Here is a 23,069-nt window from a genome sequence, read left to right on the forward strand (position 1 = left end):
AAAGTCCGGGCGTTCTCAGGGGAGGACGACGACCTGTGCGGCGAAGACGAGCCCGGCGCCGAAGCCGATCTGCAGGGCCAGCCCCCCGGAGAGCTCGGGGTTCTCGGCCATCAGACGGTGGCTCGCGAGCGGGATCGATGCGGCAGAGGTGTTGCCCGTGGTCTCGATGTCTCGAGCGATCACGGTCGACTCCGGCAGGCCGAGCTGTTTGGCGAACTCGTCGATGATCCGCATGTTGGCCTGATGCGGGATGAACGCCGCGATGTCGGCCGGCTCCACGCCCGCCCTGTCCAGCGCCTCGCGAGCGACCTTCGCCATCTCCCAGACGGCCCAGCGGAAGACCGTCTGGCCCTCCTGGCGCAGCGTCGGCCACGGCACCTCGCCGTCGCGGAACTCGGTGAGCGTGCTGTTCATGCCCACGGCATCGGCCTTGGACCCGTCGGAGCCCCACACGGCCGGGGCGATCCCGGGGGTGTCGCTCGGGCCGATCAGCGCCGCGCCGGCGCCGTCGCCCAGCAGGAAGGAGATGCTGCGGTCGGTCGGGTCGACGATGTCGGAGAGCTTCTCCGTGCCGATCACGAGCGCGTAGCGTGCGGCGCCGGCCCGGATGAGCGCGTCGGCCTGCGTGACCGCGTACGCGTAACCGGCGCACGCGGCGTTGATGTCGTAGGCGGCGGCGGGGTTGGCACCCACGCGGTCGGCGACGATCGCCGAGACGGACGGCGTCTGCTTGGGGTTGCTGATCGTAGCGACGATCACGAGGTCGACCTGATCCGCCGGGACTCCTGACTTCTCGATGGCCTCGGCCGCGGCCGTGGTGGCCAGGTCGATCGCGTCCGTGCCCTTGTCGGCGCGAGTGCGGGTCACGATGCCGGTGCGCTGACGGATCCACTCGTCGCTCGAGTCGATCGGCCCGACGAGGTCGTCGTTCGGCACGGCGTTCTCGCCGCGTGCGGCACCGTACGAGTAGATGCGGGTGTACGCGGGGCCCGAGACCTGGGTCAGGGTGACGCTCATGCTGCTTCTCCGTTCAGCAGCGCGACGGCCGCGTCGAGATCGTCGGGAGTCTTCACGGCGACGGTGGGGACACCGCGCAGACCGCGCTTCGCGAGGCCGGTCAGCGCGCCGGCCGGAGCCAGCTCGATCAGGCCCGTGATGCCCTGGTCGGCGAACGACGCCATGCACAGGTCCCAGCGCACGGGCGAGGAGACCTGGTCCACGAGGTACGTCAGGGCGGTCGAGCCGTCGGACACGACGGAACCGTCGCGGTTGGTCCACAGCGTGATCGTCGGGTCGGCGGGCGTGACGGCCGACACGGCCTCACGCAGCGCGTCGACGGCGGACGACATGTACGAGGTGTGGAAGGCGCCGGCGACCTGCAGCGGTACGACGCGGGTGCCCTTCACGGGCTCGCTCGCGAGGGCGTCGAGCCCGGCGAGCTCGCCGGCGACGACGATCTGGCCGCCGCCGTTGAAGTTCGCGGGGGAGAGCCCGAGTTCGGTGAGTCGGGTGAGCAGGGTCTCCTCGTCGCCTCCCAGTACCGCGCTCATGCCGGTCGGGGTCTGCGCAGCGGCATCCGCCATCGCGCGACCGCGGATGCCGACGAGACGCATGCCCGTCTCGGCATCGATCACGCCGCTGTTCACGAGCGCGGCGATCTCGCCGACCGAGTGCCCGGCGACGCCGTCGGCGCGGCGCCCTGCACGGGCCTCCAGCGCGGTGGCGGCGACGAGGGACGCGGCCACGATCAGCGGCTGCGCGATGCGCGTGTCGCGGATCGTGTCGGCATCCGACTCGGTGCCGTGCTGGCGGAGATCGACCTGCGCGGCGTCCGAGTAGGCGGCGATGCTCTCAGCCGCACCGTCCAGCTCGAGCCAGGGGGAGAGGAAACCGGGGGTCTGCGAGCCCTGTCCTGGGCATACGACGACAATCACATCCCCAAGTCTGCCAACGATCGAGCGGAAGCGGTGGATGATTCATCACAAGTTTCGGAAGAACCCTTGTGAGTGACGCACAGATACGGCGTGTCGTGTGTGTTCAGCGCGGCGGACGACGCGTCGGAACGCGCCGTCGAACCTGATCCGCCGCACCGATCGACCCGAGGATGAGCGCGGTCTGCAGGATCAGCGCCTCGCGCGGCCCCGTCGCGTCCCAGCCGATGACCTCGCTCACGCGCTTGAGGCGATACCGCACCGTGTTCGGATGCACGAACAGCTCTCGTGCGGTCGCCTCGAGCGACCGACCGTTGTCGAGATAGCTCCACAGCGTCGTGACGAGGTCCGTCGAATGCGCCTGCAGGGGACGGTAGATGCGCTCGATCAGGGTCTGCTTGGCGAGCGGGTCGCCGGCCAGCGCGCGCTCGGGCAGCAGATCGTCGGCGTCGACGGGGCGGGGAGCGCTGCGCCAGGCGCGGGCGACCGCGAAACCGGCGAGCGCTGCACGCGCGCTCTGGCTCGCGTCGACGAGCGCGGCGACAGCCGGACCCAGCACGACGTACCCCGGTCCGAACGACGGCTCGAGCCGCGCGGCGATCTCGTCGAAGCCGAGCTCCGGCTCGTCGTCGTCCTGCCCGGGCACGCGGGCGCGGCCGATGACCAGCACGAGGCGCGAGCCCTGCACGCCGATCAGCACGTCGATCGAGAGCTTGCGCGCCGTGCGACGCACCAGGTCGACATCGAACTGCGGGGGCGTGGTGCCCACGAGGACGGCGACCTCTCCGTGTCCGTGCCAGCCGAGCGCCGCGATGCGGCTGGGAAGCTCCTCGTCGGCCTCGCCCGTGAGGATCGAGTCCACCACGAGCGCCTCGAGTCGCGCATCCCACAGACCGCGGGCCTCGGCGGCCCGGGCGTACACGTCGGCGGCTGCGAAGGCGAGATCGCGCGAGTACAGGAGGATCGCCTCGCGGAGATCCTCGCCGCGCCCGGCGACACGCTCCTCGGTGACCTCGACCGTGACGCGGATCAGCTGCAGTGTCTGCTGAAGGCTGACGCTGCGAAGCAGCTCCCGGGGAGCCGCGGCGAAGATGTCGGCCGCGATCCACGGGGTCGAGGTCGGGTCGTCGTACCACTGGATGAACGAGGTGATGCCGGCCTGAGCCACCAGCCCGACCGCAGAGCGGCGGGCCGGTGGCATGTCGGCGTACCAGGGGAGCGTGTCCTCCAGGCGCTTGATCGTCACCGAGGCGATGTCACCGGAGATCCGGCGCAGCCAGGTGAGCGTCGCGGCCTTGTCCATTCCGCGTGGAGACGATGCTGTCACCGATGGCTCAGCTTTCGCCGCCCGCGTTACCGCTCGTGCCCGCGTTCACATCGTGGAGGCGGTACTTCTCGATGGCCCGCGCGGCCAGCGACCGGTCGACGGTGCCCTCCTCGGCGAGCGCCTGCAGCGTGCGCACGACGAGCGACGGACCGTCGATCTTGAAGTACCGGCGGGCGGCGGCGCGCGTGTCCGAGAACCCGAAGTCGTCGGCACCGAGCGTGGCGTAGCGGTTCGGGACCCACGGACGGATCTGGTCCTGCACGGCGTGCATGAAGTCGCTCACCGCGACGACCGGACCCTCGGCGCCCTGCAGCTTCTGGGTGAGGTACGCCGTCTGGGGCTCCTCCTCCGGGTACAGGAAGTTGTGCTCGTCGGCCGCGAGGCCGTCGCGGCGCAGCTCGGTCCAGGACGTGACCGACCAGACGTCGGCCGAGACGTTCCAGTCGTTCTTGAGCAGCTCCTGCGCCTCGAGAGCCCACGGCAGGCCCACGCCCGACGCGAACAGCTGAGCACGGGGGCCGTCGCCGTCGCCGACCGAGACGCGGTGGATGCCGCGGACGATGCCGTCGACGTCCACATCCTCGGGCTCGGCGGGCTGCACGAGCGGCTCGTTGTAGACCGTCATGTAGTACATGACATTCGGGTCCTCGTGCTTCCCGCCGTACATCCGCTCGAGACCGGACCGCACGATGTGCGCGATCTCGTAGCCGTAGGCCGGGTCGTAGGAGATCGTCGCCGGGTTGGTCGACGCGAGTAGGTGCGAGTGCCCGTCGGCGTGCTGCAGGCCCTCACCCGTGAGGGTGGTGCGGCCCGCGGTCGCGCCGATGATGAAGCCGCGCGCCATCTGGTCACCGGCGGCCCACTGGGCGTCGCCGGTGCGCTGGAAGCCGAACATCGAGTAGAAGATGTAGATCGGGATCAGCGGCTCGCCGTGCGTGGCGTACGAGGTGCCCGCCGCGGTGAAAGCCGCGAGAGCGCCGGCCTCGTTGATGCCGACGTGGACGATCTGGCCCTGCGGGCTCTCCTTGTAGGCCAGGAGCAGCTCGCGGTCGACCGACGTGTAGTGCTGGCCGTTCGGGTTGTAGATCTTCGCGGTCGGGAAGTACGCGTCCATGCCGAACGTGCGCGCCTCGTCCGGGATGATCGGCACGATGCGGTGGCCGAACTCCTTCGTGCGCAGCAGGTCCTTGAGCAGGCGGACGAACGCCATGGTCGTGGCGATCTCCTGCGTGCCGGAGCCCTTCTTGGGCAGCGCGTACGCCGCGTCGTCCGGCAGCGACAGTCCGACGTGCGTCGAGCGGCGCTCGGGCAGGAAGCCGCCGAGAGCCTTGCGGCGCTCGAGCATGTACTGGATCGTCTCGTCCTGGGGGCCCGGGTTGTAGTACGGGGGAAGGTACGGGTTCTCCTCGAGCTGCGCGTCCGTGATCGGGATGTGCATCGTGTCGCGGAACGTCTTGAGGTTGTCCAGCGTCATCTTCTTCATCTGGTGGGTCGCGTTGCGTCCCTCGAAGTGCGGGCCGAGGCCGTAGCCCTTGACCGTCTTCGCCAGGATGACCGTCGGCTGCCCCTTGTGCTCGGCCGCCGCCTTGAAGGCCGCGTAGACCTTGCGGTAGTCGTGGCCGCCGCGCTTGAGGTGCCACACCTGGTCGTCGGTGTAGTCCGAGACCAGGGCGGCGGCGCGCTCGTCCTTGCCGAAGAAGTGCTCGCGGACGTACGCGCCGGACTCGGCCTTGTACGTCTGGTAGTCGCCGTCCGGCGTCTGGTTCATGATGTTGAGCAGTGCGCCCTCGGTGTCACGGGCGAGCAGGTCGTCCCACTCGCGGCCCCAGACGACCTTGATGACGTTCCAGCCGGCGCCGCGGAAGTACGACTCCAGCTCCTGGATGATCTTGCCGTTGCCGCGGACGGGGCCGTCGAGGCGCTGCAGGTTGCAGTTGATCACGAAGTTGAGGTTGTCGAGGCCCTCGTTCGCGGCGACCTGCAGCTGGCCGCGGCTCTCGATCTCGTCCATCTCGCCGTCGCCGAGGAACGCCCACACCTGCGAGGACGAGGTGTCCTTGATGCCGCGGTTCTCGAGGTACTTGTTCGACATGGCCTGGTAGATCGCGTTGATCGGGCCGAGACCCATCGACACGGTCGGGAACTGCCAGTAGTCCTGCATCTGGCGCGGGTGCGGGTACGAGGGGATGCCGAAGGGCGCCTGCGACTGCTCCTGGCGGAAGCCGTCGAGGTGCTGCTCGGTCAGACGGCCCTCAAGGAACGATCGGGCGTAGATGCCGGGGGAGGCGTGGCCCTGGATGAAGATCTGGTCGGCGCCTCCGGGGTTGTCGGCACCGCGGAAGAAGTGGTTGAAGCCGACCTCGTACAGCGCCGCGGAGGACGCGTAGGTGGAGATGTGCCCGCCGACGCCGATGCCGGGGCGCTGCGCGCGGTGCACCGTGACGGCCGCGTTCCAGCGGATCCAGGCGCGGTAGCGGCGCTCGATCTCCTCGTCACCGGGGAACTCGGGCTCGTTCTCGACGGCGATCGTGTTGATGTAGTCCGTGGTCGGGACCATCGGCACGCTCAGGTGCAGCTCCTTGGAGCGCTTGAGCAGGCTCAGCATGATCTCGCGTCCGCGGCCATGCCCCTTCGCCTCGACGAGCTCGTCGAGCGACTGCTGCCACTCGCCCGTCTCTTCCGGATCGCTGTCGAGGTTGCCCTGGGAGTACGGATCCTGGTCGTGCACAGTCACGGGGGAGCCTTTCGTCATGCTGGCAGGTCATGCCAAGGAAACGGGAAGCGACGCGGGCAGCCTTGTCGGCTGTGCACAACGCGTGCCCCCCTCAGCCTATCCCTCTTCCACGACATGGGTGCGCATCGGGTCGTCTGTAGACTGAACCCACCAGGGCCTTTAGCTCAGCTGGTAGAGCGCCACGTTTACACCGTGGATGTCGTCGGTTCGATCCCGGCAGGGCCCACCGTGAGTCGTGGAGAGGCTCAGGGGCGCACCGGCGGCAGCATCCGATGCGAGAGCGCGCGCACCGACCGCAGCCGCTGTCCGTGCCGGAGGAACAGCGCGATCGCCGACAGGCGGCGACGCAGACCCCACCAGGTCACGAGCGACAGGGACTCGGTCACGATCGCGCCGCTCATCTTCGATTCGCCGTGCTCGCGCTCCACGAACGTGATCGGCACCTCGACGACACGCAGCCCGCGCTCGAGAGCGCGCCAGAGCAGGTCGACCTGGAAGCAGTAGCCCTGGGACGCGACGTGGAGCAGGTCGATCCGTCGCAGCGCGGCAGCGCTGAACACGCGGTATCCGCCGGTGGAGTCGCGCACGTCGATCCCTAGCGCCAGTCGGGCGTACAGGTTCCCGCCGCGGCTCAGGATCTCGCGGTGGCGGGACCAGTTCACGACCGTGCCGCCGGGCACCCAGCGGGAGCCGAGGACCAGGTCGTGGTCGATCAGCTGCTCGACGAGGCGGGGCAGCTCCTCCGGGCGGTGCGAGCCGTCGGCGTCCATCTCGACGAGGGCCCAGTAGTCCCGCTCCAATCCCCAGGCGAACCCGGCCAGATACGCGCCGCCGAGCCCGTTCTTCTCCTCCCGATGGAGCACATGGACCTCGGGATGCCGCGCAGCGAGGTCGTCGGCGAGCCGGCCCGTGCCGTCGGGCGAGGAGTCGTCGACGACGAGGATGTCGGCGTCGACCGAGGCCAGCACCCGCCCCACGATCGACTCGAGGTTCTCGATCTCGTTGTACGTGGGGATGATGACGAGCGTCTCGTTCACGGTGTGTCCTTTCGAGGGGTCAGGCGCGGAGTTCCGCGAAGACGATGAGGTTGTCGAGGTAGTGGCCGGTGGAGGAGTCGAACACGCCGCCGCAGGTGATCAGCCGCAGCTCAGGGGTCGGGACGTTGCTGTAGACGGATGCGGTGGGGAACTCCGCCTTCGCGGACTGCGCGGTCCCGCTCACCACGAACGTGGCCGCCGACCCGTCGGACAGAGTGACGACGATCTCGTCACCTGCCGCCAGGGTGCCGATCGCGGCGAAGACAGCGGGCGCGGTGGGGGAGTCGACGTGTCCGGCGATGATCGCGGGACCCACCTCGCCGGGCACGACTCCGCCCGCGTACCAGCCCGCGAGGTCGTAGTCGACGGGTGCGCCGAGGCGTCCGTCGGCGCCGAGCGCGAGGTCCTCGAGCGCGGAGTCGACTCCGATCGCCGGTATCTGCACGCGAGTCGGGACCGCCTCCGTCGCCGGAGCCGTCGACGCGCTCGGGTCCTGGAGTCCTCCGGCCGAGAAGCCGTCGGGCGCGGCCGTCACGATCGGTGAGGAGGCGGCACCGGAACCGCACGCGGCCAGGAGCAGGGCGACAGTCAGCGCTCCCCCCGCCCCCAGCGCGCGTGCGGCGCCGATCCGGGCGCTCATGACGCGCTCGTCCCGCAGCCGCCCAGGGTGTCGTCCGTGAGCATCGCGGTCGAGAGCATCACCCATGCGGCGCCGTAGTACGTCGGGTACTCGGCCGAAAGCTGCGCGGCGCGCTCGAGGTCTGCGGTCGCTGCGTCGTCGTCGCCGGCCGCCTGCGCGGATGCCGCACGTGCGGTGTATCCGAATGCCGACTGCTCCGACACCAGCGGGCCTCCACCGAGGTCGAGACGCGAGGAGAGCTCCTTCTCGCGATCCAACGTCTCCAAGGGCATCGCGGCGAGCGAGACATCGCTCGGGGTGCATGACTCGGCGTACCGGAGCATCAGCCGCGGTGCGTCGAACGCGTACTGCACGGGGTCGCCTTCGCCGAGCGGACCGGGCATCGGCTCGATCAGACCGTCGCTGTGGATCTGGGCCCAGTCCGGTGGGAGGTCGGTGGCGCCGAGGATCTCGGTGGTCACGGCGGCGCTTCCCGCCTGCAGCTCCGCCCAGCGCGGGTCACCGGTCGCCCCGCCGAGGATCTCGTAGGCGACGGGTGACGCGTAGCTGGGGTTGTAGGCGTACGGCTCGCGGTCCGCAGCCCAGAGCCCCGGCAACAGGATGCGTCCGCGCTCGGTGACGACGGTCATACGATCCGCGATCACGGTCGCGAGGTCCACGCCCGCCTGACGCAGGTCGTCGCGTCCGAAGCGGTCCCCGGCGAGGACGAGCGCCCGCGCGGCGTCGAGGTCGGCGTCGGACGCAGGCTCGTCGTCGACGACCTTGCCGTCCTCCCACCGCCACGCCATCAGCCCGTCGGAGCGCACCAATTCGTCCTCGGTCCACGTCCAGATCTCGTCGAACCGCTTCTCGTCGTCTGCGATCACGGCGGCGAAGAGCCCGTACGCCTGTCCTTCGCTCACGGTGTCGCCTCCCTCGTCGTGGCGTACGACTCGCCCGTCGTCGACCCAGTCGTCGAGGAACGAGGTCGCGAGCTCCGCGGCGTCGAGCTTCGGCGCCTCGGCGTCCGAGGCGGGAAGCGGGGTCGAGGTCGTGTCCGGAGCCGTTTCGGGCGGACCGTGGTCGGACGAGAGTGCTCCGACGGCCAGGACGGCTGCTCCCGCGGTCACCACGACCGCTCCCGCTGCGATCCCGAGCAGTGCGGCGCGGCGCATCAGAGGATCCCTCCCAGGAGCTTGGCCGGCGCCGCCGGTGTGTCGTCTGCGGCGGCGAGGAAGCCGCCGCCGGTGTCGACGCCGCCGTCCGGCACATCGCCGACGGACGCGCTGTCGAGGATCGGCAGGATCGTCAGCCCGCCATTCGCTGTGTCGAGCACGAAGAGCGTCGTGACGCTGCCCGGCGCGACCGAGACGTCGGCCGTGTCGGACACGCCCTCGCCCTCGAGGTCGAGCGACCAGTCGCCCGCCGGGATCTCGGCGTATCCGGTCGCCGAGCCCGCCTTCGCGTCGCGGGCGATCGCGTCGCCCTGAGCGGTCGTGACATCGACCTCGGGAGTCAGCGTGGACGCCTGGATGAGGCGGATCCGCGCGGAACCCGCGGCGGGTTCGGTGAGGTCGTCGTCGAACGAACGCACCTGCAGATCGGCGGTCGGGCCGTAGGCGGCGACGGTCGTGGCTGTGCCCGCGTCGACGGTCACCGTCTCGGAGATGACGGGCACGCTGGATCCGGAGGCGCCGGCCGGCACCATGCTGACGGTGTACGTCCCCGCCGGGAGCTCCTCGTAGGGCGAGACGTCGCCGTAGCCGACGCCGTTCAGTTCGAACAGCGTCGATCCGCCGCTCACGGCCGAGACGCGTACGTCGACGGACTTCGTGTCCGGAGAGAGGTGCCCGAGGCGCAACCAGCCCGCCTGCTCGTTCACGGCTGCGGGCGCGGCGGTCGAGCTGCTCGGGGCGGCGGCGGCCGAGAGTGGGGCCGCGACGGTGACGAGAAGCGCGGTCGCGCCGGTCGCCAGTACTGCTTTCAGGTGCGGGAATCGTGAGGTGTTCATGATGTGCTCCTTTCAGGGGGGTGGTGCCGGGGTCAGGGCAGCGTGGGCTGCAAGGAGACCGAGTAGCGGAGGACGAGGTCGTCCCCGTCGATCTCGACCCGCGAGGGTGCATAGGCATCGGTCAGGGAGTCGACGAAGGCCTGAGCCTCGTCGCTGAGGCCACCGTCGACGATGGTCGGAGTGCCGCCGATGGCCGAGAGAGCGAGCTGCCGGAACGACATCCCGTCCTCACCCGGGACGACCGGGAAGCCCGATACCGTGACGGAGCCGGATCCGGCGAGGGTCGCGAGGATCGCGATGATGCGGGCATCCACCTGACCTGCGACCAGACGGTCACGATCGGCGTCGCTGACCGCCACCTCGGGGTTCGTGGCGAGCTCTGCGCCCAGCGACGCGCGGGTCTCCTCGGCGTCGTCGGCGGTGATCGCGGCCTGCTCCGCGCCGTCGATCGTCACGCGACGCACTTCGACGGCCTGGGTTCCCGAGCCGAAGGACGCGACGACGACGGAGTTGTCGATCGCCTCCTGCACCTGGGGGAAGGCACCCGGGAACGTGCGCATCGAATCCGTGGTGACTACGTAGTCCGCGTCGCGCCAGCCGTTCGGCGACAGGGCCTGCACGGCGGGGTCGGTGTCGAGCTTGTAGTACCAGACGACGTTGTCACGATCCCATCCGGCCTTCACCAGGTCGACCCACATGGCGTCGTCGACGATCACGCGCTGGTCGGTCGAGGCGTTGTCCTCGAGCCACTCCTGCGCGCCGCGCAGCGGGGCGTCGAGGTCGGCGAGGATGAAGCCACGCAATTGCGTCGTCCACAGAGGGACAGCGACCACGGCGACGACGGCCGTCACGGCGACCGCACCGATCGCGAGGCGCCGGTGCGACGCGCCCTTGCGCCTGATCCGCGCGACGGCCAGGTCCGTCACACCGGCGATCAGGAGCGCGCCGAACGGGATCAGCATGATGACGTAGGGCACGGGCAGGTACCCGCCGGGGCGGAACATGAACGCGGTCATCGCGAGCAGCAGCACGGCGTAGGGACGGAAGCGCGGGATGAACACGGCGGCGACGGCGGCGAGCAGGCTCAGCACGATGAACACCGGATCGAGCTGCCACCACATGCCGAGCGTGCGGTTGATCAGAGAATCCGGGTCGAGAATCGATCCGCTGCCCTCGCGGGAACCCAGCTGGAACGTCACACCGTCCATCAGACTGACTCGGCCTGCGCCGCTGAACAGCTCACCCTTGACCGCCGCGAGGAGCAGATAGCTGCCTCCGATGAGGCCCAGGACGCTCGCGGCGACGGACAGCGTGTAGCGACGTGTCTCGCGTCGTGCCGAGCGGACCATGACCCAGATCAGGATCGGGAGCGCCAGCAGGAAGGTCTCCTTGGTGAGCACGGAGATGCCGAACGCGACGGCCGACCCCGCGAACGCGGCGAGCTGACCGCGACGGTTCGTCGCCAGGAAGAACGCCAAGAGCAGCCACGGCACTGCGACGTTGTCGAGGTAGACGGTGCGATGGAACTGGAGAGCGAGCGGGGAGAGCGCGAAGACGAGTCCTGTGATCGCCGCGGCGGGACGCGACATGCCCAGGCGACGCGCCAGCATCCACAGCAGCACGACCGCGATCAGGGACGCCACCAGCACGGCCTCCCGGCCGGCGAGAACAGCGATGTCCCAGCGCGCGAACGCTCCGGTGAGCTGCGTGTACCCGGCGATCTGGAGCCAGCCGAGCGGGGGATGGTCGTACCAGTACGTGTAGTGGGCGAGCTCGCCCAGGTGGGTGACGGCCCACGCCTGGGCTGTGTACGTCCCCTCGTCGTCGATACGCTGCGGCGATCCGCCGACGTTGAGGAAGTTCACGACCGCGCTGACGAGGAGCACGGGGACGAGCCAGACGAGTGCGCGCGCGTGGTCGCGGAACCACTGCCCGGTGCGACGGGTCGCCTCGCCGAATACGCCCATCGGCCTGCGGCGCGTCGTCGGACTCTGATCGCTCTCTCCGACGTCGACGGAGTCGGGGCGTTCCAGCGTGGTCGTCATGCTGCGGCCTCCTCTGCGATGCGGTTCCCACGGACGTCGATGAACGGCGACTCCTCGCGATGAGCTCCGGTGTGCTCGGTCTTCTCCCAGCCGCGTTCGCCGCGGAGCTCGCGGTGGACGGCGCGGATCGCGGCACCGGCGAGCAGAACCTGGAACGGGATGGTCCCCAGGACGAGGCGGACGTAGTCGATCACCCTCACTCTCTGTCGGTACAGTCGACCGAACTCCCCGAGCCCGGCGATCTCGACGGCGACGGTCACGATCGTGGGTGCGAGAGGGATGAAGGTCAGCAGCGCGACCGCCGTCGGGACCTTGACGACGAGGATCAGGAAGACCGACAGCGGGATCAGCAGTCCCGTGGCCGCCTGCAGGAACGGCATCGCGAGCATGTACCGCGCGAACAGGCGCTGTCCCCGGGTGGGGAGGGAGCGCCATTCGCCCTTGCGGAGCACCTGCAGGAAGCCCTGGTTCCAGCGCGTGCGCTGTTTGTAGAAGGACTTCAGCGTGCCGGGGGTCTCCTCCTTCGTGACGTACTCCGGGCTGTAGGCGACCGCGACCTCCTCGCCCTGACTGGAGAGTCGGACGCCGAGTTCGCAGTCCTCCGCGAGGCACTCGGCGTCCCATCCGTCGTTCCGCTCGAGCGCCTCGCGCTTCACGAACACCGTGTTCCCGCCGAGCGGGATGAACTTCGCGCCGGCGTGGAAATGCAGGCGCGACCGGAACCAGAAGTAGTACTCGAGCACGTTGCGCAACGACCACCAGGTGGTCCGGAAGTTCATGAGCTGTACCCCGCCCTGCACGACGGTCGCGCCGGTCTCGCTGAATCGCGAGTCGATGTGGCGGAGCAGGTCGGGGTGGACCTCGTCCTCGGCGTCGAACACGCCGACGACGTCGCCGCCCGCGAAGGCGAGCGCACGGTTGAGGGCCTTCGGCTTGTTCTTCGGCACGCTGTCGTCGACGACGACCTCGATCCGGTCGGGATGCCGGTCGGCTGCCGCCCGAACGACCGCGGTGGTCCCCGGGTCGTCGTCGCCCACGATCGCGATGATCTGCACGTCCGGATGGGTCTGTGCGGCGAGCGCGTCGAGGGTCTGACCCATCACCTCTTCCTCATGCCGCCCGGGGACGAGCAGGGTGAAGGTGTGACGGGGCGCGAGCGGCTCCTTGGAGAAGGCCGTGCTGTCGTACGTGCTCTTGGATCGCCAGGCGTACAGCATCCACCACAGCGTCGTCACGGCGATCAACGTCAGGGTGAGGGCGACTGCGATCAGTCCGGAGTATCCGGCGACCGCCGCCCAGTCGATTCCGGCAGCCGTCTGGGCGGAGTCGACGACACCGGGGTCGAGCACCTCGCGGTTGGGGGTGCCGTCGGGCGCCGGTGCCTGACCGGGAGCGGGGGTCAGCAGCGGGCCCGGAGCCGGATCGGACTCGAACGAGCGTGCGGCGAAGAAGGGGGAGAGGATCACGACGTTGCCTCCTGCGGCATACGGAAGACGAGGAATCGGTACGTGAAGTACCGGAAGAGGGTGCCGAGTACGAGGCCGATCACATTGCCTGCGATGTTGTCGGCGATCGCGGAGGTGAAGCCGAGCACGTAGTGCGAGACGAAGAGGCATCCCGAGGCGATGAGGAGGCCGCCTCCGTTCGCGAGCAGGAACAGCAGCAGTTCCTTCGCGACGGCGGGACGACGCGTCGAGCGGAAGGTCACGTAACGGTGACCGAGCCACGCGACACCGGTGGCGACAGCGACCGAGACCACCTTCGCCCAGATCACCTGATCGGGCATCACGGTGGCTCGGAGCAGGTTGTAGCCGCCCACGTCGACGACGAAGGCGATCAGTCCGACGCCGCCGAAGGCGGCGAGCTGCGGGACGGCTGCCCGCACCGCGGAGGCGATGCGGGACAGTGAGGCGAATGGCGCGGAGGGGGAAAGCGTCATGCAGGGGGTTCGGACGCAACATCCCGGTCGGATTGGATTAATTCGAAGATCGGCGAAATTCGCTCGGGGCGTTGACTCCGGACTTGTCGGCGTCTATTGTGCGACGGGGGAAAACCCCCCCGGATCTGGAGTTTCCCTGCTTCTCTACCCCGTCGAAAACTCGTTTCTGCTCGTCTCTCATAGGATTGTGCGAATGGCGGGGTGGACGTGGCAGGCGTGGTTCGGGCTGATCGGCGGAGCCCTGCTCTTCTCGGCGATTCTCGTCCCGATGCTGCTCGTGCAGACGCGGCGCTACGGCGGCCTGTCGTTCCGGCGACTGCTGGGCGCCGCCGCGGTCAGCGTCTACGCGGTCGCCCTCGTGGCCTACACGCTGCTCCCGCTGCCCGATCTGCGCGCGAACTGCGGTGCGGGCGGGGGAGGCGTCGAGCTCATCCCCGGTCACTCGATCGGCGACATCCTCCGCGAGACCGAGGGCCTCTCTCTGCTGCGCACGCTCACCAGCCGTTCCACGCTGCAGGTGGTGTTGAACGTCGCTCTGTTCGTGCCGTTCGGCGTGATCGCGCGCAGGTACTGGAACCGCGGGCCGGTCGTGTCGATCGCGCTCGGCGCCCTGCTGTCGCTCGTGATCGAGGCGACGCAGCTCACCGGCGTCTGGGGTCTCTACGAGTGCGCGTACCGGGTGGCCGATGTCGACGACCTCATCGCGAACACCGCCGGGACGGCACTGGGAGTGCTGCTCGCACCGGTGCTGCTGGCCTGGATGCCGAGCTCACGGAGCCTCCGGGCCCAACGCGGGACGCCGCGACCCGTGACGGTGTGGCGTCGGTGGTTCGCGATGATCATCGATGCGTTCGCGGTGCAGGTCGTGATCACGCTCGTCTCGCTCGTCGTGCTCGTGCCCAAGCTCGTGCTGTCCGGAGGAGCGGGTCCCGGCGTGCCGGAGAACACGACGGAGCTCGCGGTGATCGCCGTCGGCGCGGTCGTCCTCGTCGTCGTGGTGCCCGCACTCGTGTCCTCGGGGGCGTCGATCGGTCAGCGGCTCGTCTGGCTCGCGCCGCACTGGGAGGGTGAGCGTCGCCCGATCGCGAGAAGCGTCGCCCGCGCCGCCGTCGTGGGCCTCCCGTACACGCTCGCCTCCACGCTCGGACAACTGCCGGACCACGCATCCGACGCCCTGCAGACCGTCGCGGGCACCGCCGGGATCGTGAGCGCTCTGGTCGTCGCGATCGCCGTCGTCTCGGTGCCGTTCACGCGCGGCCGGCGCGGGCTGTCGTTCGCGCTCACCGGTGCGGAGCTGCGCGACTCGCGCGGCTGACTCCCGACCCCGCGCGACCCCGCTCCCTGAGCGGAATGTTCAGCGCGCAAACTTTTTCTTTGGATACGGGATGTTCGTGCTATTTTCACTGATAAACCAGTTGATAGAGCTACGGAGTCACATTGCTGAGTCATTCTGCACTTTCTGTTGATTCCGCAGTACCCGTCGAAACGCCGGCATCCGCCGAGAAGCTCGCACGGGACAACATGCCGCTGGCGACGTTCCTCGCCGTCGAGAAGGCGCGGACGGCGGCCCACGTCGATCTCGACGACCTCCTCTCCGCCGCCCGTCTCGGCCTGGCCCGCGCCGCCATGACGTACGACGCCTCGCGCGGCATCCCGTTCGGGGCGTTCGCGAGCAGCCAGATCAACTGGGCCATGCTGTCGGAGATGCGTCGCGCCGACCCGGCCGGGGAGCGCGGACGGGACAAGATCGAACGCGTGCGCGCCGCATCCGAGCTCGTCCTCGCACGCACCGGTCGTGCCGCCTCCGTGGCCGAGGTCGCGCGGGAGTCCGGATTGGACGTCGACGCCGTCGTGGAGATGATGCAGCTGGACGAGATGGTCCGCGGCGCCACGAGCTTCGAGGAGCACTTCGACGCCGACACCGGACGTCAGGCGGCCGACCTCACCGACTCGCTGATCCTGCCCGAGCACGCGGTCGAGCAGAACGAGATGCGCGACATGCTGGCGAAGGTCGTCGACGCGCTTCCCACCGCGATGCAGCAGGTGATCCGCGGCATCTACATGGACGACCGCATGGTCAAGGACATCGCCGAGGAGCTCGCGGTCAGCCACGCCTACGTCTCCAAGCTGCGCACGCGCGGCCTCGCCCTCATGCGCGAGGCCATGGAGGCCTGGGAGAACGGCGCGACCGGGGATCGCTCGACCAAAGCCAAGGCGGATTTCTTCGAGGCGCTGTTCGGCGCCGCACGTCCGGTCGATGCGGTGCGCCCCGCCGCCGGCGTCCGCGCGGCAGAGCTGCTCGTCGCCGGCTGACGTCGCGAAAATCATCCGCATCCGTGGTTACGCGACACCGTCGTGTCGCGAATGTGGGATGTGCAGGTCCACGGACGGACCCGCATTCGATCCCATAACCACGGAGGAACAACATGGGTCTTCAGATCGCAACCAACGTCGGCGCACTCAACGCCTACCGCAACCTGTCGGTCAACCAGAACGACGTGTCGAAGTCGCTCGAGAAGCTCTCGAGCGGTCTGCGCATCAACCGTGCTGCTGACGACGCCGCAGGCCTCGCCATCTCCGAGGGCCTGCGCTCGCAGGTCAACGGCCTGAATGTCGCTGCCCGCAACGCCCAGGACGGCATCTCGGTCATCCAGACCGCGGAAGGCGCCCTGACCGAGGTCCACTCCATCCTGCAGCGCGTCCGCGACCTCGCGGTGCAGGCCGGTAGCGACTCGAACAACGCCGACTCCCGCACGGCCATCAAGACCGAGATCGACGCCCTGGGCGACGAGCTCACCCGTGTGGCCGCCAGCACGAACTTCAACGGCATCAAGCTGCTGAACAGCGGCGACACGCTGACGTTCCAGGTGGGCGCGGGCTCGACGGCCGCCGAGGACCAGATCGGCGTCACCCTGACCGACTTCTCGGGTCTGGGTGCGGACATCAAGGCCCTCACGGTCGACACCGCTGCCAACGCCCTCACCTCGATCGCCGCGATCGACGCCGAGATCGTCAACGTGTCGACCGCCCGCGCCGGCTTCGGTGCGGTGCAGAACCGCTTCGAGTCGACGATCAACTCGCTGCAGGTCTCGGCCGAGAACCTCGCCGCCGCGAAGAGCCGCATCGCGGATACCGACATGGCTGCCGAGATGGTCAAGTACACCGCCTCGAACATCCTGCAGCAGGCCGGCACCGCCATGCTCGCGCAGGCGAACCAGTCGGGCCAGGGCGTCCTGCAGCTGCTCCGCTGAGTCGCGGCGCGATTCGCGCACGCACTGATCGAGCATCGGGCGCCCGAGCGGACATCCCTCCGCTCGGGCGCCTGCCCGTAGGACCCCGACCACCGCACGCACGGAAGGCGCACGAGGATGAAGCTGGACGGCCTGGTCTCCGGTCTCAAGACCGGAGAGCTCATCGACGCTCTCATGAACGTGTCGGCGATCCCGAAGACGCAGATCACCGCGAAGATCACCGACCGCAACTCGATCATCACCAACCTGCAGTCGCTCAACAAGTCGCTGCAGGAGCTCATGGAGAAGGCGAAGACCGCGGGCGGGGCGTCGTCGCTCGCCGCGTTCACCGCGACCTCCTCCGCAGAGAGCATCACGGTCACCGCCGGCCCGAAGGCCAGCGCGTTCTCGACCGGCGTCGTCGTCGACGCCGTCGCCCAGTCCCACTCGCTCGTGACCGCCACCGGGGGAGCGACCGCCTGGGGCGGGACGTTCACGCTCGTCGCGGCAGACGGGACGCAGACGGAGGTCACGCCGGTGGGCACCGGTCCGCAGGAGCTCGCCAAGGCCATCAACGCGGCGAACGCCGGGGTCTCGGCCACCGTGGTCCCGGCGGGCGTCGACGGCGACGGCAAGCCTCTGTCGCGCATCCAGCTCACGTCCACCGAGACCGGCGAGGAGGCGCGATTCACGCTGCACCGCGGTTCGGCCGCGGACGTGGATGCCGGCACTTCGACGGATCTCGCGACGCAGACCGGCGCGGCGATCATCAGCCAGGGCAGCGATGCCCGCATCCGTCTCTTCGCCGGCACCGCCGCCGAGCAGAGCCTCACGAGCGCGAGCAACACGATCTCCGTCGGCGAGGACATCTCGGTCACGGTGTCGAAGGTCAGCGCCGACCCCGTGACGGTGTCGGTCGCACTCGACGCCAAAGCCCAGTCCACGACCGCCGCCGCGTTCATCAAGGAGGTGGCGACCCTCATCACGCGCATCGACAACGGGTCCAAGGCCACGGTCGGCAAGGTGGGGGAGACGACGACCCTCGGGGTCTTCACGGGCGACAGCACCGTCCGGACGCTGCGCACCGCTCTCGCCAACGCCGTGCAGAGTCCCGTCGACGGGGTGTCCCCGTCGACGATCGGCATCTCGATCGACGAGAAGGGCGTCCTCGCCTTCGACGCCGACAAGTTCGCGAAGGCGCTGGCGGACGATCCGCAGGCGACGCAGAAGGTGTTCTCGGCGATCGGCACCCGACTCGAGAGCGTCACCGACCAGTACTCGGACAAGTACGACGGGCTCCTCACCCAGCGCATCACCGGCCAGGAGACCGAGGTCAAGACGCTGAAGACGCAGGTCGAACGCTGGGACGTCCGGCTCGAGCAGCGCCGCGCCACCCTGGAACGCACCTACGCGCAGCTCGAGGTGCAACTCTCCAAGATGCAGTCGCAGTCGTCCTGGCTCGAGTCGCAGCTCGCCGGCCTCACCCCCAAGTCCTCTTGACCCCGCGGAGATCCGACGCATGTCCACGACCACCTCCCTCGCCCGCGCGAAGCAGCAGTACCTCGAGCAGCAGGTCGCCTCGGCGTCGCCCGAGCGTCTCCTCGTGCTCCTGTACGACCGACTGCTCGTCGACATCGACCGCGCCGCCGTGGCCCAGGACTCCGCCGACTGGCCCGCCGCGGGAACGCACCTCACGCACGCGCAGTGGATCGTGTCGGAGCTCAGCGCCACCCTCACCGACGCGTGGGACGGCGCCGAGCAGCTCCGCGCCGTCTACACCTACCTGACGTCGCAGCTCATCGCGGCGAACCTCTCGCACGACCGCGACGTGACGGCGGAGTGCCGGGAGATCGTCGCGCCGCTGCGTGACGCGTGGCACCAGGCCGCCGCCTCCGTGGCCTCCACGCCGCCGGCGGCGGTCTCCGCGATCGCCTGAACGGCCATGAGCGACAACCTCGCCGCGTGGCTCACCGTCCTCGACCGGTTCGAGCGCGCCCTCGACGCGGCCGACGAGCAGCTCGAGGAGGGCTTCGACGCACCGGACGGGCCCGTGCCCGATGAGCTCCGTGAGCGCGCGGAGGCCGTGCTCGCTCGACAGAAGATGATGGTCGACAGCCTCGCGATGTCGCGAGCCCACGTCGCGCGCGAGCTGGCCGCGTTGCGGCGCGTGCCGACGTCGGCGTCCGATTCGCCGGCCTATCTCGACGTGCAGGGATGACGCGGTTACGCGGCGGTCGCGCTGTCGCGATAGTGGGCCTCGAGCACGGATAGCTCGACGATTGGCCAGGGATCGGCCTCTCCCACCACGTCCCGGAGTGCCCCCGTGCTCGAATCCGTCACCTCCTCCGCGCTCATCAGCGCTCTCGACGGTCTGGCCCTGCGCCAGCGATCGATCGCCGAGAACATCGCGAACGTCAACACCCCCGACTACCACGCCAAGCGCGTCCGCTTCGAGGATGAGCTGCGCGCAGCCGTGGCCGACGGCTCCGGCACGGTCTCGCCGACCGTGCAGCGGTCCCTCGAGCCCACGCGGCTGAACGGCAACAACGTCAACCTCGACACCGAGACGCTGTCGAACATCGACACGGTCCTGCGGTTCCAGTTCGCGAGCCAGGCGATCGGCGGTCAGGCCGCGTCGATCTCGAAGTCGATCGGTCAGGCGTCCGCATGACCTTCGACGCGATCGGCATCGCCGGCACCGGGCTCACCGCGCACCGCAAGTGGCTGGATGCGCTCAGCGACAACATCGCCAACGTCAACACCGCCACGCCGCCCGGACAGGAGGCATTCCGCGAGAAGCTCGTCACGGTGCAGGCCGGCACGCAGAGCCCCGGGGTGTACGTCGCGGGCGTCGTCGAATCCGAGGCCACCCCGAAGCTCGTGTACGACCCCGAGCACCCGTACGCGAACGAGGACGGCTACGTGCAGTACCCGAACGTCGACCTCGGCGACCAGATGAGCATGCTCATCATCGCCCAGCGCGGCTACGAGGCGAACGCCGCCGTGGTCGACCGTGCGAAGACCACGTACGAGGCCGCTCTGCAGATCGGGCGCAGCTGATGAGCACGCCGATCGGCGCCGTCCCGCCTGTGGGCGTCAACCCCCTCGCGGCGCTCAGCTTCGAGCCCGGGGGAGCGGACGCCGCGTCGCCGGCCGCCGCCGGGTCCTTCGCGACCTCGCTCACCGGGGCCGTCGAGAACCTCCAGCAGCTGCAGTCCACCTCGAACGAACTCGCGGTGCAGGCCGTCACGGGCGACCTGCAGGACATCCATCAGGCGATGATCGCCTCGGCGCGAGCCTCCGTGACCCTCGACCTGGTCGTGGCGGTGCGTGACCGCAGCGTCGCCGCGTTCAACGACATCATGAGGATGCAGGCCTGACGATGCCCACCGTGCTCACCAACTACTACGGCCGCGCCAAGCAGGTCGTGTCGGGCTTCACCGTCGCGCAGCGCACGATCGCCGTGATCGGCGTGGCGCTGCTCGTGATGGGGGCGGTCGCGCTGGGGGCGTGGCTCACCCGTCCGCAGATGAGCCCGCTGTTCACCGGGCTCAGCGCCGGCGACGCCTCGGCGGTCGTCGAGCAGCTCAAGTCGGCGGGCGTCGGCTACGAGCTCACCGAAGGCGGCGCGACCATCCTCGTGCCGGACGACCAGGTCTACGCGCAGCGCCTCGCTGCGGCCTCGGCCGGTCTCCCCGGTGACACGAGCGAGGGCTACACGCTGCTCGACAAGATGGGCGTGACGGCGAGCGAGTTCCAGCAGTCCGTGACGTACAAGCGCGCGATCGAGGGCGAGCTCGCCGGCACGATCAGCGCGATGGACGGCATCTCCACGGCCTCGGTGCAGCTCGCCATCCCCGAGGAGAGCGTCTTCGTCTCGGAGACCAAGAACCCCACCGCGTCGGTGTTCGTGAAGACCCGCAACGGCTCCACGCTGAGCGACGAGAAGATCGAGGCCATCGTGCACCTCACGAGCGCGGCCGTGCCGGGGATGACCCCCGAGGACGTCGCGGTCACCGACCAGAACGGCCGCGTGCTGTCGGCCGTGGGCGCGGGCATCAGCGGAAACTCGTCGAAGCAGGCCACCGAGCACGAGGCCAAGGTCGCGGCATCCGTGAGCAGCATGCTCGACACGATCGTCGGTCCGGGCAACGCCACGGTGACGGTGTCGGCCGACGTGGCGAACTCGACCTCCGAGCGTCTCGACGAGACCTACACCGCGCCGGACGATGCGCTCAGCCCCTCGGAGCAGACCAAGACCGAGACCTACACGGGCGGCGGCGGTCCCGGCGCCGGGACGGGCGTGCTCGGTCCCGACAACATCGCGGTGCCGAACGGCACGAACGGCGACGGCGAGTACGAGTTCGAGGAGACCTCGCGCAGCAACGCCGTCAACAAGACGACCGAGAAGACGATCACTCCGGCCGGAGAGGTCACGCGACAGACCGTGAGCATCGCCGTGAACCGGGGCGAGGTCACCGGCGTGACCGCCAACCAGATCGAGGCGCTCGTCGCCTCCGCGGCGGGCATCGACGTCGAACGGGGCGACGAGATCGCGGTCGAGTTCGTGGACTTCGCGACCTCGGGGGCGACAGCCGCGGCGACCGCCTTGCAGGCCGCCGAGGCGGAACGCGCGGCGGAGATGCAGCAGGAGCTCATCCGTTCGGCGATCATCGGCGGATCCATCCTGCTCGCGGTGATCATCCTCGTCGTGTTCCTCGCCGTGCGCCGTCGCATGAAGCGTCGTGTCATGTACACGGACGACGGGCCGATCGAGTACTTCGCGACCGTGACGGAGGACGAGGAGCAGAAGCTGCGCTCGCTGCGAGACCTCAAGGATCCCGATGCCATCCCGCTGCCCGGGCCGACCAGGCTGCTGCCCTCGGCGGCCGTCGACTTCGACGAGGAGCCCGAGCCCGACAAGGTGCTCGTGGAGCGGCGTCGTCGCGAGATCGACGACCTCGCGAAGCGCGAGCCCCAGGCGACAGCCGGCGCGCTGGCCGATCTGATGGACGAGGCGACCGTATGAGCGGACTGACCGAGATGCTCGACGCCCAGGCCGACACCGTCGAGGTGTCGACCGCCGAGACGTCGGCACCGGCACCCGAGATGTCGGGGCTGCGCAAGGCCGCGATCGTGCTGATGAACATGGACAGGGCGGCGAGCGCCGAGGTGCTCCGCCATCTCGGCGAGGAGCGCTCCGAGATGCTCGCGGCCGAGCTCACGCAGCTCGGCGGTGTGGACGTGGCGTCGACGGCCCGCGCGCTCGCGGAGTTCCGACGCATCGCGACGGGCGGTTCCGTGCCGTCGCGCGGCGGGCAGGAACTCGCGACCGGACTGCTCGAGACGGCGTTCGGTCGGGAGAAGGCCGTGGGAATGGTCGGCCGTGTGATGTCGCAGGGCACCGTGTCGTTCGACTTCCTGAACGCGGCAGATCCCGCGCAGCTCGCGACGGTCCTCGAGGGGGAGCTCCCCACGACCGTGGCCGTCGTGCTCGCGAACCTGAAGGCCGACCGCGCGGCCGCCGTGCTCGCCGCGCTGCAGGATCCGCTGCGCACCGACGTCGCGCAGGCGATCGCGACCATGGGCACCGCGACCCAGGAGGCGATCTCGATCGTCGCGGACTCGCTGCGATCGCGCACCGGGGTGTTCGCGATGCGCGACAACCACGAGGCGATCGGCGGCGTGCAGCCGCTCGTCGAGATCATCAACCGCTCCGACACCGCGCTCGAGAAGTCGCTGCTCGCGAGCCTCGAAGGCCGCGACCTCGCTCTCGCCGAGGACATCCGCAGTCGCATGGTGACGTTCGCCGACATCGCGCGCCTCGAGGACCGCGACACCCAGCGGGTGCTCCGAGGCCTCGATCTGCGAGTCCTCGCGCTCGCCCTCAAGGGCGCCGACGAGCAGATCGTCGACAAGGTCAGCACGAACATGACCGAGCGCAACAAGGAGAACCTCGCCGAGGAGACGAAGGTGCTCGGACCCGTGCGGATGCGCCAGGTCGACGAGGCGCGCGCGGAGATCGTGCGCATCATCCGCGAACTCGAAGCAGCCGAGGAGATCACGATCTCCCGTGAGGACGAGGATGAGCTCGTCGAGTGAGAGGTCGGCGGTTACGGCGACGGAGCAGCGTCGCGATAGTGGTCTGCGAGCACGGATAGCTCGACCTCCGGGCCACGGACTGGCCCTCTCTTCG

General features: G+C 69.4%; 22 protein-coding genes and 1 tRNA gene. 12 read left to right on the plus strand and 11 right to left on the minus strand.

All coding sequences use genetic code 11. The features are described from left to right. Nucleotides 1–15: 15 nt before the first annotated feature. From ACIPY8_RS16760 to aceE, 4 genes are all read right to left on the minus strand, one after another. Entirely contained in the window at nucleotides 16–1,017 is a 1,002-nt protein-coding gene (locus ACIPY8_RS16760; protein ID WP_400820610.1) for a beta-ketoacyl-ACP synthase III, read from the minus strand. Continuing rightward, nucleotides 1,014–1,934 carry an ACP S-malonyltransferase gene (locus ACIPY8_RS16765; RefSeq protein WP_400820611.1) on the minus strand — a complete coding sequence of 307 codons (921 nt, stop codon included), beginning with the start codon at nucleotides 1,932–1,934 and terminating at the stop codon, nucleotides 1,014–1,016. Before ACIPY8_RS16765 ends, ACIPY8_RS16760 begins: the two co-directional genes overlap by 4 nt. 103 nt (nucleotides 1,935–2,037) lie before the next feature. Continuing rightward, entirely contained in the window at nucleotides 2,038–3,234 is a 1,197-nt protein-coding gene (locus ACIPY8_RS16770) for a PucR family transcriptional regulator (protein ID WP_400820613.1), read from the minus strand. A 31-nt stretch (nucleotides 3,235–3,265) separates the two neighbouring features. Beyond that, complete coding sequence (aceE, locus tag ACIPY8_RS16775; protein ID WP_400820616.1) at nucleotides 3,266–5,992, minus strand: pyruvate dehydrogenase (acetyl-transferring), homodimeric type; 2,727 nt, start codon at nucleotides 5,990–5,992, stop codon at nucleotides 3,266–3,268. Nucleotides 5,993–6,145: 153 nt separating this feature from the next. Between aceE and ACIPY8_RS16780 the strand changes: the two genes are divergently transcribed. Next, a tRNA-Val gene (locus ACIPY8_RS16780) sits at nucleotides 6,146–6,218 on the plus strand. Nucleotides 6,219–6,237: 19 nt separating this feature from the next. On the opposite strand, the gene ACIPY8_RS16785 is transcribed toward ACIPY8_RS16780, so the two are convergent. From ACIPY8_RS16785 to ACIPY8_RS16815, 7 genes are read right to left on the minus strand one after another with little or no spacing between them, the layout of a single operon-like run. Further along, the gene (locus tag ACIPY8_RS16785) at nucleotides 6,238–7,029 is read right to left on the minus strand and encodes a polyprenol monophosphomannose synthase (RefSeq protein WP_400820618.1); all 792 of its coding nucleotides are present in this window, start codon (nucleotides 7,027–7,029) and stop codon (nucleotides 6,238–6,240) included. A 19-nt stretch (nucleotides 7,030–7,048) separates the two neighbouring features. After that, the gene (locus ACIPY8_RS16790) at nucleotides 7,049–7,669 is read right to left on the minus strand and encodes a class F sortase (protein ID WP_400820620.1); all 621 of its coding nucleotides are present in this window, start codon (nucleotides 7,667–7,669) and stop codon (nucleotides 7,049–7,051) included. Then, a complete protein-coding gene (locus ACIPY8_RS16795) occupies nucleotides 7,666–8,823 on the minus strand; it encodes a glycosyl hydrolase family 8 (protein WP_400820623.1) in 1,158 nt (385 codons plus the stop codon). The genes ACIPY8_RS16790 and ACIPY8_RS16795 overlap by 4 nt, the downstream gene beginning before the upstream one ends. Further along, nucleotides 8,823–9,659, minus strand: coding sequence for a DUF4397 domain-containing protein (locus ACIPY8_RS16800; protein ID WP_400820625.1), 837 nt, complete (start codon nucleotides 9,657–9,659; stop codon nucleotides 8,823–8,825). The genes ACIPY8_RS16795 and ACIPY8_RS16800 overlap by 1 nt, the downstream gene beginning before the upstream one ends. A 32-nt stretch (nucleotides 9,660–9,691) precedes the next feature. Continuing rightward, complete coding sequence (locus tag ACIPY8_RS16805) at nucleotides 9,692–11,704, minus strand: ArnT family glycosyltransferase (RefSeq protein ID WP_400820627.1); 2,013 nt, start codon at nucleotides 11,702–11,704, stop codon at nucleotides 9,692–9,694. Next, a complete protein-coding gene (locus tag ACIPY8_RS16810) occupies nucleotides 11,701–13,170 on the minus strand; it encodes a glycosyltransferase (RefSeq protein ID WP_400820629.1) in 1,470 nt (489 codons plus the stop codon). The genes ACIPY8_RS16805 and ACIPY8_RS16810 overlap by 4 nt, the downstream gene beginning before the upstream one ends. Next, nucleotides 13,167–13,643 (minus strand): GtrA family protein, encoded by a 477-nt coding sequence (locus ACIPY8_RS16815; protein WP_400820631.1) that lies wholly within the window; start codon nucleotides 13,641–13,643, stop codon nucleotides 13,167–13,169. Before ACIPY8_RS16815 ends, ACIPY8_RS16810 begins: the two co-directional genes overlap by 4 nt. A gap of 193 nt (nucleotides 13,644–13,836) precedes the next feature. On the opposite strand from ACIPY8_RS16815, the gene ACIPY8_RS16820 reads away from it, so the two are divergent. The 11 genes from ACIPY8_RS16820 to fliG all read left to right on the plus strand — a co-directional run bounded on the left by ACIPY8_RS16820 (nucleotide 13,837) and on the right by fliG (nucleotide 22,975). After that, nucleotides 13,837–14,958, plus strand: coding sequence for a VanZ family protein (locus tag ACIPY8_RS16820; RefSeq protein WP_400820633.1), 1,122 nt, complete (start codon nucleotides 13,837–13,839; stop codon nucleotides 14,956–14,958). Between the two features lie 122 nt (nucleotides 14,959–15,080). Continuing rightward, complete coding sequence (locus ACIPY8_RS16825) at nucleotides 15,081–15,956, plus strand: sigma-70 family RNA polymerase sigma factor (RefSeq protein ID WP_400820636.1); 876 nt, start codon at nucleotides 15,081–15,083, stop codon at nucleotides 15,954–15,956. A gap of 113 nt (nucleotides 15,957–16,069) precedes the next feature. Further along, nucleotides 16,070–16,894, plus strand: a complete 825-nt coding sequence (locus ACIPY8_RS16830; protein WP_400820638.1) for a flagellin — start codon at nucleotides 16,070–16,072, stop codon at nucleotides 16,892–16,894. A 117-nt stretch (nucleotides 16,895–17,011) separates the two neighbouring features. Continuing rightward, nucleotides 17,012–18,373: a flagellar filament capping protein FliD gene (gene fliD / locus ACIPY8_RS16835; RefSeq protein WP_400820640.1), complete on the plus strand. Its 1,362-nt coding sequence runs from the start codon at nucleotides 17,012–17,014 to the stop codon at nucleotides 18,371–18,373. 19 nt (nucleotides 18,374–18,392) lie between these two features. Further along, nucleotides 18,393–18,809, plus strand: a complete 417-nt coding sequence (gene fliS / locus ACIPY8_RS16840; protein WP_400820642.1) for a flagellar export chaperone FliS — start codon at nucleotides 18,393–18,395, stop codon at nucleotides 18,807–18,809. Between the two features lie 6 nt (nucleotides 18,810–18,815). Then, entirely contained in the window at nucleotides 18,816–19,091 is a 276-nt protein-coding gene (locus tag ACIPY8_RS16845; RefSeq protein ID WP_400820644.1) for a hypothetical protein, read from the plus strand. Nucleotides 19,092–19,196: 105 nt separating this feature from the next. Further along, nucleotides 19,197–19,544 (plus strand): flagellar basal body rod protein FlgB, encoded by a 348-nt coding sequence (locus tag ACIPY8_RS16850; RefSeq protein ID WP_400820647.1) that lies wholly within the window; start codon nucleotides 19,197–19,199, stop codon nucleotides 19,542–19,544. Then, nucleotides 19,541–19,933 (plus strand): flagellar basal body rod protein FlgC, encoded by a 393-nt coding sequence (gene flgC, locus ACIPY8_RS16855; protein ID WP_050720808.1) that lies wholly within the window; start codon nucleotides 19,541–19,543, stop codon nucleotides 19,931–19,933. Before ACIPY8_RS16850 ends, flgC begins: the two co-directional genes overlap by 4 nt. Further along, on the plus strand, nucleotides 19,933–20,253 hold the full coding sequence (fliE, locus tag ACIPY8_RS16860) for a flagellar hook-basal body complex protein FliE (RefSeq protein WP_400820651.1): 321 nt from the start codon (nucleotides 19,933–19,935) through the stop codon (nucleotides 20,251–20,253). The genes flgC and fliE overlap by 1 nt, the downstream gene beginning before the upstream one ends. 2 nt (nucleotides 20,254–20,255) lie before the next feature. Continuing rightward, nucleotides 20,256–21,902, plus strand: coding sequence for a flagellar basal-body MS-ring/collar protein FliF (gene fliF / locus ACIPY8_RS16865; protein ID WP_400820653.1), 1,647 nt, complete (start codon nucleotides 20,256–20,258; stop codon nucleotides 21,900–21,902). After that, nucleotides 21,899–22,975 carry a flagellar motor switch protein FliG gene (gene fliG / locus ACIPY8_RS16870; RefSeq protein WP_400820656.1) on the plus strand — a complete coding sequence of 359 codons (1,077 nt, stop codon included), beginning with the start codon at nucleotides 21,899–21,901 and terminating at the stop codon, nucleotides 22,973–22,975. The genes fliF and fliG overlap by 4 nt, the downstream gene beginning before the upstream one ends. Nucleotides 22,976–23,069 lie beyond the last annotated feature (94 nt).

The organism is Microbacterium sp. NPDC089696 (genome assembly GCF_044749125.1).
Classification (GTDB): Bacteria; Actinomycetota; Actinomycetes; order Actinomycetales; family Microbacteriaceae; genus Microbacterium.

Coding starts and splice junctions, on each gene's coding strand:
- ACIPY8_RS16760 (WP_400820610.1), bottom strand. CDS start 1,017: ATGAGCGTCACCCTGACCCAGGTCTCGGGCCCCGCGTACACCCGCATC.
- ACIPY8_RS16770 (WP_400820613.1), bottom strand. CDS start 3,234: ATGGACAAGGCCGCGACGCTCACCTGGCTGCGCCGGATCTCCGGTGAC.
- ACIPY8_RS16790 (WP_400820620.1), bottom strand. CDS start 7,669: ATGAGCGCCCGGATCGGCGCCGCACGCGCGCTGGGGGCGGGGGGAGCG.
- ACIPY8_RS16795 (WP_400820623.1), bottom strand. CDS start 8,823: ATGCGCCGCGCCGCACTGCTCGGGATCGCAGCGGGAGCGGTCGTGGTG.
- ACIPY8_RS16800 (WP_400820625.1), bottom strand. CDS start 9,659: ATGAACACCTCACGATTCCCGCACCTGAAAGCAGTACTGGCGACCGGC.
- ACIPY8_RS16805 (WP_400820627.1), bottom strand. CDS start 11,704: ATGACGACCACGCTGGAACGCCCCGACTCCGTCGACGTCGGAGAGAGC.
- ACIPY8_RS16815 (WP_400820631.1), bottom strand. CDS start 13,643: ATGACGCTTTCCCCCTCCGCGCCATTCGCCTCACTGTCCCGCATCGCC.
- ACIPY8_RS16820 (WP_400820633.1), top strand. CDS start 13,837: ATGGCGGGGTGGACGTGGCAGGCGTGGTTCGGGCTGATCGGCGGAGCC.
- ACIPY8_RS16830 (WP_400820638.1), top strand. CDS start 16,070: ATGGGTCTTCAGATCGCAACCAACGTCGGCGCACTCAACGCCTACCGC.
- fliD (WP_400820640.1), top strand. CDS start 17,012: ATGAAGCTGGACGGCCTGGTCTCCGGTCTCAAGACCGGAGAGCTCATC.
- fliS (WP_400820642.1), top strand. CDS start 18,393: ATGTCCACGACCACCTCCCTCGCCCGCGCGAAGCAGCAGTACCTCGAG.
- ACIPY8_RS16845 (WP_400820644.1), top strand. CDS start 18,816: ATGAGCGACAACCTCGCCGCGTGGCTCACCGTCCTCGACCGGTTCGAG.
- flgC (WP_050720808.1), top strand. CDS start 19,541: ATGACCTTCGACGCGATCGGCATCGCCGGCACCGGGCTCACCGCGCAC.
- fliE (WP_400820651.1), top strand. CDS start 19,933: ATGAGCACGCCGATCGGCGCCGTCCCGCCTGTGGGCGTCAACCCCCTC.
- fliF (WP_400820653.1), top strand. CDS start 20,256: ATGCCCACCGTGCTCACCAACTACTACGGCCGCGCCAAGCAGGTCGTG.
- fliG (WP_400820656.1), top strand. CDS start 21,899: ATGAGCGGACTGACCGAGATGCTCGACGCCCAGGCCGACACCGTCGAG.